The 16941-nt window shown below is 64.7% G+C and carries 20 protein-coding genes and 2 pseudogenes; 14 read left to right on the top strand and 8 right to left on the bottom strand.

Going from position 1 to position 16941, the window contains the following annotated elements; all coding sequences use genetic code 11:
• Positions 1-989: aldehyde dehydrogenase family protein (locus ACRDTL_RS21400; RefSeq protein ID WP_431508696.1), on the bottom strand; the 989-nt coding region annotated here is incomplete at its 3' end.
• A 151-nt stretch (positions 990-1140) separates the two neighbouring features.
• On the opposite strand from ACRDTL_RS21400, the gene ACRDTL_RS21395 reads away from it, so the two are divergent.
• The 11 genes from ACRDTL_RS21395 to ACRDTL_RS21345 all read left to right on the top strand — a co-directional run bounded on the left by ACRDTL_RS21395 (position 1141) and on the right by ACRDTL_RS21345 (position 10302).
• On the top strand, positions 1141-1728 hold the full coding sequence (locus tag ACRDTL_RS21395) for a TetR family transcriptional regulator (protein ID WP_431508695.1): 588 nt from the start codon (positions 1141-1143) through the stop codon (positions 1726-1728).
• Positions 1725-2927 carry a cytochrome P450 gene (locus ACRDTL_RS21390; RefSeq protein WP_431508694.1) on the top strand — a complete coding sequence of 401 codons (1203 nt, stop codon included), beginning with the start codon at positions 1725-1727 and terminating at the stop codon, positions 2925-2927. Before ACRDTL_RS21395 ends, ACRDTL_RS21390 begins: the two co-directional genes overlap by 4 nt.
• Complete coding sequence (locus ACRDTL_RS21385) at positions 2928-3746, top strand: SDR family oxidoreductase (RefSeq protein WP_431508693.1); 819 nt, start codon at positions 2928-2930, stop codon at positions 3744-3746.
• Complete coding sequence (locus ACRDTL_RS21380) at positions 3743-5110, top strand: cytochrome P450 (protein WP_431508692.1); 1368 nt, start codon at positions 3743-3745, stop codon at positions 5108-5110. The genes ACRDTL_RS21385 and ACRDTL_RS21380 overlap by 4 nt, the downstream gene beginning before the upstream one ends.
• The gene (locus ACRDTL_RS21375) at positions 5110-5316 is read left to right on the top strand and encodes a ferredoxin (protein ID WP_431508697.1); all 207 of its coding nucleotides are present in this window, start codon (positions 5110-5112) and stop codon (positions 5314-5316) included. Before ACRDTL_RS21380 ends, ACRDTL_RS21375 begins: the two co-directional genes overlap by 1 nt.
• 2 nt (positions 5317-5318) lie before the next feature.
• A complete protein-coding gene (locus ACRDTL_RS21370) occupies positions 5319-5864 on the top strand; it encodes a nuclear transport factor 2 family protein (RefSeq protein WP_431508691.1) in 546 nt (181 codons plus the stop codon).
• 56 nt (positions 5865-5920) lie between these two features.
• Positions 5921-7048, top strand: a complete 1128-nt coding sequence (locus tag ACRDTL_RS21365; protein WP_431508690.1) for an NDMA-dependent alcohol dehydrogenase — start codon at positions 5921-5923, stop codon at positions 7046-7048.
• Between the two features lie 4 nt (positions 7049-7052).
• Complete coding sequence (locus ACRDTL_RS21360; RefSeq protein ID WP_431508698.1) at positions 7053-7220, top strand: hypothetical protein; 168 nt, start codon at positions 7053-7055, stop codon at positions 7218-7220.
• A 145-nt stretch (positions 7221-7365) separates the two neighbouring features.
• On the top strand, positions 7366-9384 hold the full coding sequence (locus tag ACRDTL_RS21355; protein ID WP_431508689.1) for an FAD-dependent oxidoreductase: 2019 nt from the start codon (positions 7366-7368) through the stop codon (positions 9382-9384).
• Between the two features lie 14 nt (positions 9385-9398).
• Complete coding sequence (locus tag ACRDTL_RS21350) at positions 9399-9824, top strand: nuclear transport factor 2 family protein (protein WP_431508688.1); 426 nt, start codon at positions 9399-9401, stop codon at positions 9822-9824.
• Positions 9825-9897: 73 nt separating this feature from the next.
• Positions 9898-10302 (top strand): HIT family protein, encoded by a 405-nt coding sequence (locus ACRDTL_RS21345; RefSeq protein ID WP_431508687.1) that lies wholly within the window; start codon positions 9898-9900, stop codon positions 10300-10302.
• A gap of 18 nt (positions 10303-10320) precedes the next feature.
• Here ACRDTL_RS21345 and ACRDTL_RS21340 read toward each other — a convergent pair whose 3' ends face one another.
• The 3 genes from ACRDTL_RS21340 to ACRDTL_RS21330 form a co-directional block, all read right to left on the bottom strand.
• Positions 10321-11004, bottom strand: coding sequence for a hypothetical protein (locus ACRDTL_RS21340; RefSeq protein WP_431508686.1), 684 nt, complete (start codon positions 11002-11004; stop codon positions 10321-10323).
• 86 nt (positions 11005-11090) lie between these two features.
• A complete protein-coding gene (locus ACRDTL_RS21335) occupies positions 11091-12539 on the bottom strand; it encodes a sensor histidine kinase (protein WP_431508685.1) in 1449 nt (482 codons plus the stop codon).
• 41 nt (positions 12540-12580) lie between these two features.
• On the bottom strand, positions 12581-13300 hold the full coding sequence (locus ACRDTL_RS21330) for a response regulator transcription factor (protein WP_431508684.1): 720 nt from the start codon (positions 13298-13300) through the stop codon (positions 12581-12583).
• Between the two features lie 129 nt (positions 13301-13429).
• Here ACRDTL_RS21330 and ACRDTL_RS21325 point away from each other — a divergent pair, with 129 nt between their 5' ends.
• On the top strand, positions 13430-14152 hold the full coding sequence (locus tag ACRDTL_RS21325) for a hypothetical protein (protein ID WP_431508683.1): 723 nt from the start codon (positions 13430-13432) through the stop codon (positions 14150-14152).
• A gap of 108 nt (positions 14153-14260) precedes the next feature.
• Here the strand turns inward: ACRDTL_RS21325 and ACRDTL_RS21320 are convergent.
• Positions 14261-14377 (bottom strand): annotated as a pseudogene (locus ACRDTL_RS21320) (HNH endonuclease); the annotation flags it as partial.
• A gap of 123 nt (positions 14378-14500) precedes the next feature.
• Positions 14501-15280: an RNA-guided endonuclease InsQ/TnpB family protein gene (locus tag ACRDTL_RS21315; RefSeq protein ID WP_431508682.1), complete on the bottom strand. Its 780-nt coding sequence runs from the start codon at positions 15278-15280 to the stop codon at positions 14501-14503.
• Between the two features lie 26 nt (positions 15281-15306).
• Between ACRDTL_RS21315 and ACRDTL_RS21310 the strand changes: the two genes are divergently transcribed.
• Positions 15307-15567, top strand: coding sequence for a hypothetical protein (locus tag ACRDTL_RS21310; RefSeq protein WP_431508681.1), 261 nt, complete (start codon positions 15307-15309; stop codon positions 15565-15567).
• A gap of 231 nt (positions 15568-15798) precedes the next feature.
• On the opposite strand, the pseudogene ACRDTL_RS21305 reads toward ACRDTL_RS21310, so the two are convergent.
• Positions 15799-15927 (bottom strand): annotated as a pseudogene (locus ACRDTL_RS21305) (helix-turn-helix domain-containing protein); the annotation flags it as partial.
• A 125-nt stretch (positions 15928-16052) separates the two neighbouring features.
• Here ACRDTL_RS21305 and ACRDTL_RS21300 point away from each other — a divergent pair.
• Positions 16053-16487, top strand: coding sequence for a transposase (locus tag ACRDTL_RS21300; protein WP_431508680.1), 435 nt, complete (start codon positions 16053-16055; stop codon positions 16485-16487).
• 87 nt (positions 16488-16574) lie between these two features.
• Here ACRDTL_RS21300 and ACRDTL_RS21295 read toward each other — a convergent pair whose 3' ends face one another.
• Positions 16575-16784, bottom strand: coding sequence for a hypothetical protein (locus ACRDTL_RS21295; protein ID WP_431508679.1), 210 nt, complete (start codon positions 16782-16784; stop codon positions 16575-16577).
• Positions 16785-16941: the final 157 nt, after the last annotated feature.

Here is a 16941-nt window from a genome sequence, read left to right as displayed (position 1 = left end):
GTGCCGGGATCGGTGGGGTCTCCGGGCTTGATCGATGACATGGTGGCCGCCGCGGTAGCGACCGCCTCGTCGTAGCGGGCCCGCGGCACCACCAACCGGGTAGTGATCGCACATCCCTGCCCGGCGTGCATACACACCGCGAACGCCGAGACCGAGCAGGCACCGGCCAGATCGGCGTCGTCGAGCACGAGGAACGCCGACTTGCCGCCAAGCTCCAAAAACACCTTCTTGATCGTGGCGGCAGCGTCGGACATCACACTGCGTCCGGTCGCCGTGGAGCCGGTGAACGTAATCATGTCCACCCGTGGGTCTTTGGCCAACAACGCCCCGAGGCTGTGGTCGCTGGAGGTCACGATGTTGACCACACCCGGGGGAAAGTCGGTGTGCTCGACGATGAGCTCGCCCAGCACCGCCGCGCACCACGGCGTGTCCGGTGCGGGCTTGAGCACCACCGTGTTGCCGGCGGCCAGTGCCGGTCCCAGCTTGGCGAGGTTGATCTGGTGCGGAAAGTTCCACGGGGTAATCGCGCCGACCACGCCGACGGCTTCCCGCGCGATAGTGCGCTTGCTGGGAATGCCCATTGGTGACGCCTCGCCCAGATCCTGGTTCCACCGGTAGGACTCGGCGGTGTCCGCCGAGAACGCCAGATCGTCAACGGGACTCTCCAGTTGCGCGCTGGCGGTAAGCATCCGCGGCGCGCCGACCTCGGAGATGGTCAACTCTCGCATTTCTTCGAGGTGGTCGCGCAGCGCGTCCCGCAGTTGGCGCACACATCGGACCCGCAACGCGGTGTTGGCCGACCAGTCGGTCTCGTCGAAGGCTCGCCGGGCCCCCTCGATGGCGCGACCCATGTCTTGAGCGTCACCGTCGGCGGCGGTGCCGAGCACGTCCTCGGTCGCCGGGTTGATCGTCGGGAAGGTGCCCGCGCTACCGGGCGACAGTGTGCCGTCGATCAGCAGAGCACTTGCGCCGTCGGCCAGTAACGTCATCTTCTCCCGCCTCACGGGTGGTGGACACTTGTCCGGAATAGTTCACTCGAACCATAGCCGCCGGGTTGTCGGCGGGGCAAGTGGGCTGTCTTTTCTGGCTATCTACCCAGTAGACTTGCCTCCTCACGCCGACATCCGATAACTTGGACAAGTGTCCAGCGATGCAGTGGTAGCGATCACGGCGAAGACGCGCAATCCTCGCCAAGTCGAGACGTTCGGCAAAGTGCTGGCCGCCGGCATCGAGGTGCTGCGGGAGAAGTCCTACGCCGACTTGACCATGCGCGCGGTGGCCGCCCGCGCCAAGGTGGCACCGGCGACCGCCTACACCTACTTCTCGTCGAAGAACCATCTGATCGCCGAGGTCTACCTGGACCTGGTGCGCCAGGTGCCCTACTTCACCGACGTCAACGATCCGATGCCGACCCGGGTGGACAAGGCGCTGCGGCACTTGGTTCTGGTGGTCGCCGACGAACCCGAGGTCGCCGCGGCCTGCACGACGGCGCTGCTCGGCGGTGGTGCCGATCCTGCGGTCCGCAAAGTCCGGGACCGGATCGGCGCCGAGATCCATCGCCGCATCGCATCGGCCATCGGCCCGGATGCCGATCCGCGCACGGTGGCCACCCTCGAGATGACGTTCTTCGGCGCGCTGGTCAACGCCGCCAGCGGCGTTTTCACGTATCACCAGATCGCTGACCGGCTGGCCTACATCGTGAACCTGATCTTGGGAGAGGACAAATGACTGTGGAGACACCCGAGTTGGTGCTCGATCCCTACGACTACCACTTCCACGAGGACCCCTACCCGTACTACCGGCGGCTGCGTGACGAGGCCCCGCTGTACCGCAACGACGAGTTGAAGTTCTGGGCGTTGTCGCGGCACCAAGACGTTTTGCAGGGCTTCCGTAACAGCACCGCGCTGTCGAATGCCTATGGCGTGTCGTTGGATCCGATTTCACGCACACCCGACGCGCACCGGGTGATGTCGTTTCTGGCGATGGACGATCCCGGGCATCTGCGGCTTCGCACGCTGGTGTCCAAGGGCTTCACGCCGCGCCGGATCCGCGAACTCGAACCGCGGGTGGCGGAGCTCGCCAAGATGCACCTCGACACCGCCCTCCAGTGCGAAAGCTTCGACTTCATCGCCGAATTCGCCGGCAAGCTCCCGATGGACGTCATCTCCGAGCTGATGGGGGTGCCCGCATCGGACCGGGCCGGAATCCGTGAGCTGGCCGACGGCGTCATGCACCGCGACGACGGTCTGGCCGACGTTCCGGAGTCGGCGATCAAGGCATCCGCCGACCTGATGGTCTACTACGCCGAAATGGTCAACGAACGCCGCAGGAAACCGTCCCAGGACTTGACGTCGGCGTTGCTGGAGGCCGAGATCGACGGGGATCACCTCACCGATCAGGAGATCATGGCTTTCCTGTTTTTGATGGTGGTCGCGGGCAACGAGACCACCACCAAGCTGCTGGCCAACGCCGTCTACTGGGGCTTCAAGAATCCCGACCAGCTGGCCGGTGTGTACGCCGATCACTCGAAAGTCCCGCTGTGGGTTGAGGAGACGCTGCGCTACGACACCTCCAGCCAGATCCTGGCCCGCAGAGTCGCCCACGAGCTCACGCTGTATGACACCCCGTTGGCAGAAGGTGACGTGCTGTTGCTGCTGCCGGGCTCGGCCAACCGCGACGACCGGGTCTTCGAGGATGCCGACGAGTACCGCATCGGCCGCGAGATCGGCTCGAAGCTGGTCAGTTTCGGCAGCGGCGCGCACTTCTGCCTGGGCGCGCACCTGGCCCGGATGGAGGCGCGGGTCGCGTTGACCGAACTGTCCAACCGGATCCGCGGCTACCAGGTGGACGAGGCCAATGCCGTGCGCGTCCACTCCAGCAATGTGCGCGGGTTCGCCTACCTGCCGATCACCATGGAGACCGGGTAAATGCCTCGCTTCCAACCACATCCGGCCCGCCGCCCCGCCATCGTCGCGGGCGCGTCGTCGGGTATCGGCGCGGCGACGGCCATCGAGCTGGCCACCCGTGGCTTCCCGGTCGCGCTGGGCGCCCGTCGTGTCGACAAATGCGAGGAGATCGTCGACCAGATCCGGGCCCGGGATGGGGAGGCCGTCGCGCTGTATCTCGACGTCACCGATCCGGAGTCGGTCAAGGGATTTGTGCACCGGGCGACCGAACACCTCGGCGACATCGAGCTACTGGTCACCGGTGCCGGTGACACGTTGTTCGGCCGGCTGGATCAGATCAGCAGCGACGTCTTCGAATCGCAGGTGCAGATCCATCTCATCGGCGCCAATCGACTGGCCACCGCGGTGCTCCCCGGCATGTTGGAACGCCAACGCGGCGACCTCATCTTCGTCGGGTCCGACGTCGCGTTGCGCCAGCGTCCGCACATGGGCGCCTACGGCGCAGCGAAGGCGGCGTTGCTGGCCATGGTCACCAACCTGCAAATGGAACTCGAAGGAACCGGTGTCCGCGCCTCGATCGTGCACCCGGGCCCGACGAAAACCGGGATGGGCTGGAGTCTGCCACCCGACTCGATCGGGCCGATGCTCGAGGACTGGGCCAAGTGGGGCCAAGCCCGCCATGACTATTTCCTACGGGCCTCCGACCTGGCCCGGGCGATCGCGTTCGTCGCCGAAACACCGCGCGGCGGGTTCATCACGTCGATGGAGGTTCAACCCGAGGCGCCGCTGTCGAGCGCACCCGCGAAACGCCAGCAACTGAAGTATCCGGAGGAACCGTGACCGGTCAAGAGCGCCAAGTTGTTCCACGCGTTTCGGGCGGACAGGAAGAGTACGGCCACCTCGAGGAATTCCGCACCGACCCGATCGAGCTGATGCAGCGGGTCCGCGACGAGTGTGGCGACGTCGGCAGGTTTGCGCTGGCCGGCAAGCAGGTCGTGTTGCTGTCCGGCGCGAATGCCAATGAGTTCTTCTTTCGGGCCGGCGACGACGACCTCGACCAAGCCGAAGCTTATCCGTTCATGACGCCGATCTTCGGCAAGGGCGTGGTGTTCGACGCCAGCCCGGAGCGGCGAAAGGAGATGCTGCACAACTCCGCGCTGCGCGGCGAGCACATGAAGGGCCACGCCGTCACCATCGAGCGTGAAGTGCGCAGAATGATCGAAAACTGGGGCGAGAGCGGGGAAATCGATCTGCTGGACTTGTTCGCGGAGCTGACCATCTACACCTCGACCGCGTGTCTGATCGGGCGTAAGTTCCGCGACCAACTCGACTCCCGGTTCGCCCACCTCTACCACGAGTTGGAGCGCGGCACCGACCCGTTGTGCTACGTCGACCCGTATCTGCCGATCGAGAGCTTCCGTCGCCGCGACGAGGCCCGAATAGGGTTGGTGGCGCTCGTTCAGGAAATCATGGATCACCGGGTCGCCAATCCACCGGCCGATAAGAGCGATCGGGACATGCTCGACGTGTTGGTGTCGATCAAGGACGACGACGGCGATCCGCGCTTCTCCGCCGACGAGGTCACCGGGATGTTCATCTCGCTGATGTTCGCCGGTCATCACACCAGCTCGGGCACCGCGTCGTGGACCCTGATCGAGCTGATCCGCCACCCAGATGTGTACTTGCACGTGATCAAAGAACTTGACGAGCTCTACGCCGACGGTCAATCGGTGAGTTTCCATGCGCTGCGCCAGATTCCGCGGCTGGATAATGTGCTGAAGGAGACACTGCGGCTGCATCCACCGCTGATCATCCTGATGCGGGTGGCCAAAGGTGAATTCGAAGTGTGCGGCTATCCGATTCACGAAGGCGATTTCGTGGCGGCCTCACCGGCGATCTCCAACCGGATCCCGGAGGACTTTCCTGAGCCGAACGACTTCGTGCCGGAGCGTTACGAGGAGCCGCGCACCGAAGACCTGGTCAACCGGTGGACCTGGATTCCGTTCGGCGCGGGCCGGCATCGCTGTGTGGGTGCGGCGTTCGCGACCATGCAGATCAAGGCGATTTTCTCGGTGTTGTTGCGCGAGTACGAATTCGAGATGGCCCAGCCATCGGAGAGTTATCGCAACGATCACTCCAAGATGGTGGTGCAGCTGGCCCAGCCGGCCAGGGTGCGCTACCGCCGCCGTACTGGGGGCCAATGATGGGCTACAAGGTGAAAGCCGACCTGGATCTGTGCCAGGGACATGCGATGTGCGAACTGGAGGCGCCCGACTATTTCCGGGTGCCCAAACGAGGCCAGGTCGAAATCCTCGACGACGAGCCGCCCGAAGAGGCCCGTAAACAGATCGAGCAAGCCGTGTGGGCGTGCCCGACGCAGGCTTTATCCATCGAAGAGAAAGAAGACTGACAATGGCGTCATTCCCACGCGAAGAGCTCGAAAAGTGGGTCCAGTCCTGGCTCAGCGCAAATAAGGACTGCGAAAAGGCGGGCGACTGGAAGCCGCTGGCCGACTTCTACGCCCCCGACGCCACCTATGGCTGGAACATCGGGCCCAAAGAAGACGTGATGTGCATCGGGATCGATGAAATCCGCGATATCGCGCTCGGCTTGGAGATGCAGGGTCTGGAGAACTGGCAGTACCCGTACCAGAAGGTCCTCATCGACGACCGGCAGGGTGAGATCGTCGGTTTCTGGAAGCAGGTCGTCGTCGACGGGGACGGCGATACGCAAGAGATCTATGGGATCGGCGGTAGCTGGTTCCGGCTGGGCACCGACAAACTCATCGAATGGCAGCGAGACTTCTTCGACTTCGGCCATGTTCAGACGCTGTACATGGATTTGATGAAGGCCGGCAGGCTGTCCACGGGCATGCAGCGGCGTATCGAGCGCAGCCTCGCCGGTGAGAAACTGCCCGGCTACTACCCGCTGGGTAAGACCCCCGTGCCGCTGTGGTGACTCCCGTCACTACGCTGACGCTCAAGTCCTGACAACAAGTCGAAAGCAGGTTCGCGGTGAAAACAAAGGGCGCGCTGATCTGGGAGTTCAACCAGCCATGGTCGATCGAGGAAATCGAGATCGGCGACCCGCACAAACACGAGGTCAAGATCCAGATGGAAGCGGCCGGAATGTGCCACTCCGATCATCACCTGGTGACCGGCGGCATCCCGATGGCCGGTTTCCCGGTGCTCGGCGGCCACGAGGGTGCAGGCATCGTCACTCAAGTGGGTGCCGGGGTGGAAGACATCGCCGAAGGCGACCACGTGGTGCTGTCGTTCATCCCGTCCTGCGGCAAGTGTCCGTCATGTCAGGCCGGGATGCGCAATCTGTGCGACCTGGGTGCCGGCCTGTTGAATGGCGCTGCGATATCCGACGGCAGCTTCCGCATCCAGGTCCGCGGCCAAGACGTCTACCCGATGACGCTGCTGGGCACCTTCTCGCCGTACATGGTCGTGCATGAAAGCTCGGTGGTGAAGATCGATCCGTCGATCCCGTTCGAGGTCGCCTGCCTGGTCGGCTGCGGTGTCACCACCGGCTACGGCTCGGCCACCCGGACCGCCGACATCCGGCCCGGTGACGACGTCGCGATCGCCGGCATCGGCGGCGTCGGCATGTCGGCGCTGCAGGGAGCGGTCAACGCCGGCGCCCGCTACATCTTCGCGATCGACCCGGTCGAGTGGAAGCGCGATCAGGCCCTGAAATTCGGTGCCACCCATGTCTATCCGGACATCGAGTCGGCGCTGGCGGGCATCATGGAGCTCACCCAGGGCCTGATGGCCAAGAAGGTGATCGTCACCGTCGGCGAACTCAAGGGCGCCGACATCGAGAACTACATGATCATGACCGCCAAGGGCGGTACCTGCGTGGCAACCGCGATCGGCAGCATGCTCGACGACCAAGTGACGCTGAACCTGGCGATGCTGACCCTGATGCAAATGAACCTGCAGGGCACCATCTTCGGCGGTGGCAACCCGCAGTACGACATCCCGCAACTGCTGTCGATGTACAAGGCCGGCAAGCTCAACCTCGACGACATGGTCACTCGCCAGTACAAGCTGGAGCAGATCAACGACGGTTACCAAGATATGCTGAACGGCAAGAATATTCGCGGCGTCATCCGCTACACCGACGCCGACTGGTAGCCACATGTCGCCGGTGTCCGGCCCGCTACGGGTGTTCCAGGTGGCTTCCGGAAATGTCGGGACCGAGATGATAAAACGGATCATCCGACATCCCGAGCTGGAACTACAGCCCGGCATCGTCACCAGCGCCGACCTGCCGCTGCGCGCGTTCGCCGGCCGCTTCGTGCGGTGAACACGTGGTTTGGCGACTGTGCATCCATGGCGGCCGTGCGCGTTGACTGTGCGGCCAGGGCGGCGACACGCCGACGAGAGTCGCCCTCAGCGCACGCTCGAAGCCGTCAGCGCACACTCGAAGCGTCGGCCCACAGTCGACGTCGGTGGCGGTTGGGCTGACCACGGTGAAGACCTTCCACCACCTGCTGCAGCCGGGACGGATCGGCGCCATGTCGCTGCGCAACCGGCTGGTGATGTCGCCGATGGAAACGATGTACGGCACACCCGACGGGATGCCGTCGCAGCGCACCCGGGACTACTTCGCAGCCCGCGCGCAGGGTGGTGTCGGTCTGATCACGGTGGGCGCCACCGGAGTTGACCACCAGCACCCGGAGACACCCGGCGGCCTGCACCTGGGCACCGACGCGGCGGTGGATGCACACCGGGCCCTGGTGGAGACGGTGCACGAACACGGCGCCAAGATCCAGCCACAGATCGTGCACGCCGGACCCGACGGCCTGGGCCCGGAGATGCACGGGGTGACATCGCTGGGCCCGTCGGTGATTCCGTCGTATTTGACCGGGCGACCGTCGGCCGAGATCAGCACGGAGCAGCTCAGGCAGGTGCTCGACCTGTTCAAGGCGGCGGTGCGCCGCGCCGCCGAAGCCGGCTACGACGGTATCGAGTTGCACGCCGCGCACGGTTACATGTTGCTGGGCTCTTTCCTGGCGCCGCAACGGAACCGGCGCACCGATGACTACCGTGGCGACTCGGCGCGCGGCCGCATCCGGATCGTGTTGGAGACGCTGGCCGCGATCCGGTCCGAAATCGGCGACGCACTGCCGATCACGCTGCGAATTTCCGGATATGAGCGGGTCGCCGGCGGCCGCCCGATCCACGAAACCGCGCAGGTCGCACCCGAACTGGTGGCCGCCGGGGTTGATGCCTTCCACGTCAGCGGCGGAGTCATCGACCGGCTGGTCACCCAGATGGTCAACGGCGCAGCTGACGGCGACGAACTCAACGTCGGGGCGGCAGCGGCGGTCAAAGAGGTGGTCGACGTGCCGGTCATCGCGGTGGGCCGCATCCACGACCCGGTCCGCGCCGAGCAGATCCTGGCCGACGGGCGCGCCGATTTCATCGCGATGGGCCGTCCGCTGCTCGCCGATCCCGCGATTCCGCGCAAACTACGGACCGGGCAAGCGCACCGCATCCGTAAATGCATCTCGTGTGAAAACTGCATCGACGCCATGGAACTGCGGTTCTCGGTCGACTGCGCGGTCAATCCGCGCACCGGCAAGGAACGCGAACTGGCCACGACACGCAGTGCCCGTGCCAAGCGGCTGGTGGTTGTCGGCGGCGGCCCGGCCGGCTTGGAGGCCGCCCGGGTCGCGTCCAAGCGCGGCCACCGGGTCACCCTGTTCGAGCGCGGCGGTCAACTCGGCGGCGCGTTGCGGTGGGCGGCGATCCTGCACCCGGAGAACGAACCGTTCCTGCGGTACCTGCGCAGTGAAATCACCTGCAGCAGCGTCAAAGTCGAGCTGGGCCACACTGTGGAAGCCAGCCAGGTTGTCGACCTGGCCCCGGACGCGGTGGTGGTGGCCACCGGTGGCCGCATCGCGGTCCCGGCGGTCCCCGGGGATCAACTCCCGCATGTCCGCACCGGGCCTGCATTGCGTGAGCAGTTGGCGCGGTGGACACATCGGGTCGTGCCACCGAAGGCGATACGCATCGCCACCCGCGCCTGGATGCCGGTCGGCCGGCGCGTCGTCATCATCGGCGGTGACCTGGTCGCCGTCGAACTCGCCGAATTCCTGGCCAGCCGTGGGCGACTGGTGTCCATCGTGGAATCGGGCAAGGCCATCGCCCCTGAAGTCGGCAATAAACGCAAGACCGAACATATGGATCGGCTCGACCGCCTCGGTGTCACCGTGCACGTCCGGGCGGCCATCGAACGAATCACTGACGATGCGGTGGTGTTCACTCCCGGTGGCGGCACGACACGACAGCTGGCCGCCGACACCGTCGTCGTGGCCGGCACCCCGGAGCCCGACACCGCGTTGTTCGACACGCTGGTGACTGCCCTGCCCGACACCGCAGTGCACGCCGCCGGTGACTGCACCGGCCTGGGATTGATCCGCAAAGCCACCGAGGACGGCGCCCGTGCCGCCTGCGCCATCTAGAGATAGGAGTGCAAATGTCGCAAGAAACGGTTCAGCAATCACCCGCGTTGGCTGCATCACAGGCGTCGTGGCGATGCGTGCAGGCGCATGACCGGGAGGGCTGGTTGGCGCTGATGGCCGACGATGTCGTCGTCGAGGACCCGATCGGCAAGGCTGTCACCAACCCGGATGGCGCCGGTGTGCGGGGCAAGGAGGGAGTCGCCGGGTTCTACGACACCAATATCGCCGCCAACCAGCTGACGATCACCTGCGAGGAGACGTTCCCGTCCAGCTCACCCAACGAAATCGCGCATATCCTGGTGCTGGACAGCAAGTTTGACAACGGAATCACAAGTTCGGTCCGCGGTGTGTTCACCTACCGCGTCAACGACGCCGGACTGATCGCCAACATGCGCGGCTACTGGAACCTGGACGCGATGACCTTCGGCACACCGGAGTGAACCCGTCGGCCCCCCGCAATCACAACCATGACGGCAATCTCGGCGGTGATCGCGGGTCCATATGCTGGAGCGCATGTCGACCGTCTTCAGCAAGATCATCAACGGGGAGCTGCCAGGCCGGTTCGTATACGAAGACGACGAGACCGTCGCGTTTTTGACCATCGAACCGATGACGCAGGGACACACGCTGGTGGTGCCGCGCGCCGAGATCGATAACTGGCAAGACGTCGATAGCGCGGTGTTCGGCCGTGTGATGGCGGTGGCCCAGCTGATCGGAAAGGCCGTGTGCCGGGCATTCGGCACCAGGCGTGCCGGCGTCATCATCGCCGGATTGGAGGTCCCCCATCTGCACATCCATGTCTTCCCGACCCGCAGCCTCAGCGATTTCGGTTTCGCCCACGTCGAACGCAATCCAACGCCGGAGTCCCTCGACGAGGCACGGGCCAAGATCAAGGCGGCGCTGGCCGAGCTGGCGTGAGCCCGAATCCCATTATTCCTAATTGCCATGCATTGTGTTGAATTGGTCGGGGAAGGCACCATAAGCAGATTTCGCCCACTCATCCATCTTCTCTATACTGATGCCGAACGTAGCCTTATACGAGGCGGCCAGTATAAACAGAACGACCGTGTACACAACCGCCATCACCCATGCCAGCCCTTGCCAATCCTGGTTTATAATAATGGGCACTACGAGACTTGTAATTACAAGAGCCAACACGATCGCGAATAGTCCCCCATATGCGATAATGCTCGCGGCGGCCATCCCAAATCTTCTCTCTTTCAACAATATCGGAATCTCATTTACCAGCCGGCCGCTGGTATGCCCGATCCAACGTCTTGTGGGATCTTTGATGCTCGGAATCTGATCCAACAACCTCTGCTCGAGTATGAAGATCGCCTGGTTGTGCGCCCATATTCGACTGATCAATTGCGAGTGCCAAACTACTGCTAACAATGCGGGTATAGGAACAATGGGAGCCAAGAAGTGCGGTATTGTATCCGGCTTCGTCGCCCAGGCAACGCCAATTACTGTAGCGTAGGCCATGAATATGCTTATCAGCGTCAGTGCGTGCCCCAGGACGTTTTGCACGTCGGTCCGCTCGGCCGCATACAGCGCAGCGAGCGCGGACGCGGAATCACCGCTGTGGACTGAACCGCCATTGTTATTCTGAGTCGTCATCGAATTGGCCCTTGTCTGATCTAACCATGCACACGTGCGACCTTGCTTGACGTCACATAACCTTATATTCGGGTAGTCGTTCCAGGCTAATTTCCGGGATCTCCGCGCAAAGTGGGAGCCTTTGCCTTGATGCGTGGCAAGGCGACGTAAAACCGGCAGCCCTGCCCGGGCGCAGTCGTCACCGTCACCGTGCCGCCGTGGGCGTAAACCAACGAGTCCACGATCGACAACCCCAGCCCGGTTCCCCCACTGGCCCGCGCCCGTGACGAGTCGGTGCGAAAGAACCGCTCGAATATGCGCGCGGCATCCTGCCGACTCATGCCGGGGCCCGCGTCGGCGATCTCCAGCACGGCGTTGTCGCCCTCGGTGCCGACCCGCACGGTGACGTCGGCGCTGCCCGGCGTGTGTTGCAAAGCGTTGGCCACCAAATTGCCCAGCACCTGACGTAGCCGAGCCTCGTCGCCGAGCACCTCCGGAGTGCCGGGACCGTCGAAAACCTCCATCACGATCTTCCGCTCCGGTGCGATCGCCTGAGCATCGTGTACAGCGTCACTGGCCAGCGCCAACAGGTCCACCCGATGCCGCTCCAGCGGCCGTTGCGCATCCAGCCGCGCCAACAGCAGCAGATCGTCGACCAGCAGACCCATCCGGCGCGATTCGCTTTCGATCCGCGACATCAGCATCTCGGTGTCGCTGGCGGCGCCCTGCCGATACAACTCCGCGAAACCGCGGATGGTGGTCAGCGGCGTGCGCAGTTCGTGGCTCGCGTCGGTGATGAACCGTCGCATCCGCTCCTCCGACCTGCGCGCCTGTTCCGCCGAAGACTCCGACGACGCCAGCGCCCGCTGGATCTGCGCCAGCATTCCGTTGAGCGCCAACGAAAGCCGACCCACCTCGGTCCGTTGATCGCGTTCGGTTATGCGGCGGTCCAGCTGGCCGTCGGCGATCGCCGCGGCGGTGTGTTCGACTTCGGTCAGCGGCCGTAGGCTGCGGCGCACCACCGCATAACTGGCCAGGCCGATGATCAACAGCACCGCTGCGCCGATGCCGACCTGCAACCACACCAGTGAGCGGACCGTGTGCTGCACATCGGAAAGGTCGAAAGCCACGGTGATCGATCGGCCCAGCGGACCCACCACCGACATCGCCCGCCATCGCACGCCGGATCGGTCAACCGAGCCAACCGTCACGGGCTCACGACCCACGTCGTTGTCTTCGGGCAGTGCCGGTTCGGCGTTGCGATCGTTGACCACCGTCCAGGTGCGTCCGTCCTGGCCGATGCTGCGTACATAGAAGTTCGACGGCGGGCGGTCTGCGTTCGGGCCCTCGGGTGGTAGCGCCGTCATCCGTCGCGGCGCCTGCGCCCACCCGTGGGACGCGTCGAGCAGGTTCTGGTCGACCCGGTCGATCAGTCTGTGGCGCAGGATCGAAGTGACCGCCACCCCGGAAGTCGCCAACCCGCCCGCCACCAGCACCAGGGTTGCGGCAACGAGGCTGACCCGAAGCGGGAATGCGACCCGACGGAGTTTCACCATCTCCGCATTCTTCGCCTACCGGGCGTTATCTCGTCGTGCGATCATCGTGGTTCGCGCAGCACATACCCGACCCCACGCAGCGTGTGCAGCAAGCGTTTCTCGCCGGTGTCGATCTTGCGGCGCAGATACGAGACATAGGACTCGACGACGTTGACGTCACCGCCGAAGTCATAACGCCAAACGTGGTCGAGGATTTTCGGCTTGCTCAGCACGGTGCCCGCGTTGATCACGAAGTAGCGCAGCAGGGTGAACTCCGTGGGCGACAGCGATACCGGCTCGCCGGCCTTCCACACCTCGTGGGTGTCCTCGTCGAGCTCGATGTCGGCGAACCTCAGCCGGGCATTGCGCTGCTCTACCACGCCTTTGCCGACGCGCCGCAGGATGACCCGCAACCTGGCGACCACTTCTTCCAGACTGAACGGCTTGGTGACGTAGTCGTCGCCGCCGAGAGTCAGCCCGGCGATCTTGTCCTGCAACGAGTCGCGCGCGGTCAAAAACAGCGCAGGCGCGTCGATACCGTCGGCGCGCAGCCGGCGTAACACCCCGAAGCCATCCATCCCCGGCATCATCACGTCCAGAATCACGGCGTCCGGTTTGACTTCGCGGGCCAAATCCAGCGCCGCCGGCCCGTTGGTGGCGGTATAGACCTCGAAGCCCTGGAATTTGAGACTCACCGAGAGAAGCTCAACGATGTTGGTCTCGTCGTCAACGACGAGGATCCGCGCCTCGGGGGCCTGGTTGCCTGTGGATACCGATGCCATAACTGTCTATTCCCTCGTACCCGGTTGAACGTTACCTCCAAGGCAACTGTGTGATTCCTGTGAGTTCCTTGCCAGCCTGATCTGCGCCGTACTGGCGTTAGCGCAGGCCGGCGTGCATAGACTCGGGGAATGAACGCCGACAACAGCCTGGCGGCCATCGCCACCATGCCCATTCGGGTGGGGTTGGCCGCCGCCGATGCGGGCCTGGGCGTTGCGACCTCGGCGCTGGGCTTGGCGCAGCGCACATTGGGTGGGACGGGCAGCCCGGCCGGGTCAAACGCGGTCGTGCACATGCTGGGCATCGATGATGCGATCACCCGGGCCAATCGGCTGGCCAGGTTGCTCGACGACGACGCGCCGCTGGGGCGTGCGCTGGCGCCGGACGGGCCGGTGGATCGGCTGCTGCGACCGGGCGGGGTCGTGGACCTGTTGACCGCGCCCGGCGGTCTGCTCGACCGGCTCACCGCCGAGGGCGGTGGCTTGGAGCGGGCGCTCAAGCCCGGTGGGCTGGTCGATCAGTTGGTCGCCGACGACGGGCTGATCGAGCGGGTGCTTGCCGAGGACGGGCTCGCCGATCGGCTGTTGGCCGAGGGTGGCCTGATCGACAAGCTGACGGCGCGACACGGGCCGCTCGAACAGCTCGCCAACGTCGCCGATACCCTCAGCCGGCTGGCGCCCGGGATGGAGGCGCTGGAGCCGGCCATCGCGACCCTGCAAGACGCCGTGATGGCGCTGACCATGGTCGTCAATCCGTTGAGCAGCATCGCCGAGCGCATCCCGCTGCCCGGCCGCCGCCCGTCCCGCCGCTCCGCGCCGCGAGCCGTGCGTTCCCAGCGCATCGTCGACGAATGAGCCTTTAGGCTGGCACCGGTAAGACCGGCTCCTTAGCTCAGTGGTAGAGCACTCGCCTTGGTATGCGAGCGGGTCGAACGTTAGTTGGATGCTCAGGTGGCTGGAGCGTCAGTAGGACCGGCCGTCGGCGTACCGCTGTCGCCGGTAGTGGCGACCGCTACCGCGATTCCTCGCCTTGTACGTCGGCAGCTGGCTGTCACAGTTGGGACAAATGAGCCGCAAAGAGCAAGCGTCGGCGGTGTGACTGTTGGCATGCATTGCATTGCATGCATTGGTGCAGAACACCTTTAAAGCGTGTCGAACAACTCTGGTGAGTGTTGGGCACCGCCCTTCTCGGGCGTCGTCGGTTCAGGCCGCTGAGGCGGTGTGAACGTCGGTTTCCGCGTCTTTCGGGCTGGTTTCGCCAACACGGGGGTGTTGGCCAGCGCCGTCCCGTCGGCGGACATTGGTGGCCCGGCCTCCTGCTTGGGGGTCCGGGGTTCGGTGGGAGTCGTGATGGGTGTGGCCCCAGCGGGCCAGATTCCTGGCCGCGTTGGTGTCTCTGTCGGCGGTGTACCCGCAACCGCAGGTGAACACCCGATCCGCCAGCGTCATCGCACGATTGACCGCCCCGCATTCGGGGCACAGGCGGGTTGAGGGATACCAGCGGTCGGCTTCGACGAGCTGGCCGCGCCGCCACGCCTGCTTGTACTTCACCAGTCGGGCGAACTCCGACCAGCCGGCATCCGAGATCGCCCGGGCCAGCCGGTGATTGGCCAACATACCTGCCACGTTGAGGTTCTCGATAACGAGCAGGTCGTGGGTCTTGACCAACTCATTGGATACCTGGTGTAGGAAATGGTGGCGCACGTTGGCGACACGGTGGTGATGGCGCCCCAGCCGGGCGGCGGCATCCTTGCGGTGGTGTGATCCTTTCTTCTTACGTGACAACGACTTCGACAACCGTCGTTGCTGCTTGATGCCCGTGGCCAGCGCTTTGGGCGCGTCGGCGATGCGGGCGACTTCGGTGCCGTCGGCGGTGGCGGCGACGGCGAATGCCGACAGGCCGCGGTCCACCCCCACCCAGCCGCCAGCATCGTCGGGTCGGGTCCGGTGCTGGTGGGCAGAGTGCAGATCGGCGGCCTCCACGTTGAGCGCGATCCACCACCGGCCCCGTGATGGCTGATGGTGGCGAACAGGATTTTCGCGCGGTGCTTGGCGAGCATGCGCCGCAACCGGCGGGTGTCATCGTGCACCCCGACGGCTCCGATGCCGGGCAGTGTGACCGACCGGGGCCGGTTGTTATCCCCTACCCGGATCGCGGCTGGTTTGCCCTTGAGATGCTTGTTGCGCAGCCGAAACGACGCGACGTCGCCGGTCTTCTTCTTGAACCGCGGGAAGCCGACCCGTTTCCCTTTGCGCTTGCCCGAGCGTGAATCCGACCACGATTTCAGGCCTTTACCCAGGTCGACAGCGGCTTCCTCGAACACCTGCTGACACACCTCACGCCGCCAGGACAGGCCCGTCACCATGGTCTCGGTGACGCCGAGACCATCGACGGTGAAGACCCGCCCGGCGTCTTCGGTTTTCTTCCACGCGTTGAACGCGTTGATCAGATCAAACCCTGTCCAGGGCACGTCAACATCCGCGTCGGTCTTGCCTCGAGTAAGGGCGGTTTTCACGATCCGTAGGCACTGGTTGAACGCGAACCGCGACGCCCCGGCATGCCGGGCCAGCACCGCGTACTGCTCGACCGTCGGGTCGAGACAGAACCGGAATGTGGTGTGCCGCGCCATTACCGATCAGCGTCCCACACAACACCGACAACACGATGAACAGCAACGATTGTGTCGGACCCGTGGAACACCATCGATAGTCATGTCACCCAAAACCGCTTGGCCGGCGCCGGTACCGCTCCGATGTGTCCGACAGCGCGTGGGCGCGCATCGCCCGATTCCTGGTGTCTCACCACACCAAAGGTGGGCGGCCGTGCCCACCGCAACGGTGGCGCGAATACCTCGACGCCATCCTGTATGTGCTGCGCACCGGCTGCGCCTGGCGGCATCTGCCGCACGAGTTCACCGTGTCCTGGTCGGCCGCGCACAAGCACTTCCTGCGCTGGTGCCGCAACCACACCTGGACGCGAATCCTTACCACGGTCCGCGGCGAGGTCCGCACCCAATCCGGCCGTCGCCGACGGCCCACCGCCGCCGTGGTGGACTCATCGTCGGTGAAAGCGTCCCTGGTGGCTGGGCCGCGCGGGTTCGACGGAGCGAAGAAGGTCGACGGCGTGAAACGACACGTGCTCGTCGACTCTGCCGGTGTGCTGGTCGCCGCCGTCGTCACCCCACGCTGACGTGCAGGACCGGGCCGCCTTTCCCAAGCTCCTGCGTAAGGCCACACCGATCGCCCCGACCATCAGCCACGGATGGGTCGACACGGGCTACACCGACCAGACCGTCGCCGCCGCCGCCAGCAGGGCGGGTGTCAGTGTCGAGGTGGTGTCCGGGCCCAACCCGGCCACGGGTTTATCGTCCAGCCGCGACGATGGATGGTCGAACCCACCAACGGCTGAATAAACCACTGCCGCCGCATCGACCGCCACTACGAAGCCACCCTCACCGCGCACGAAGGCTTCGTATACCTCAGCCAAATCTCCCTACTACTCAGAAGACTCGACCGCAGCCAGATGTTCGACACGCGTTAGCCGACGGCCTTCGAAATCGACTCCGCACCCGAGACAGGTCATTGACATAAGACGACACTATCCCTCAGTGCCGACAGGAATGGAGCCGCGTGAGAGACTCGAA

The sequence above is a fragment of the Mycobacterium sp. genome (assembly GCF_050700595.1).
Lineage (GTDB): Bacteria > Actinomycetota > Actinomycetes > Mycobacteriales > Mycobacteriaceae > Mycobacterium.
The sequence above is the reverse complement of the archived record's forward strand: the minus strand, read 5'-3'. Positions and strand labels throughout refer to the sequence as shown.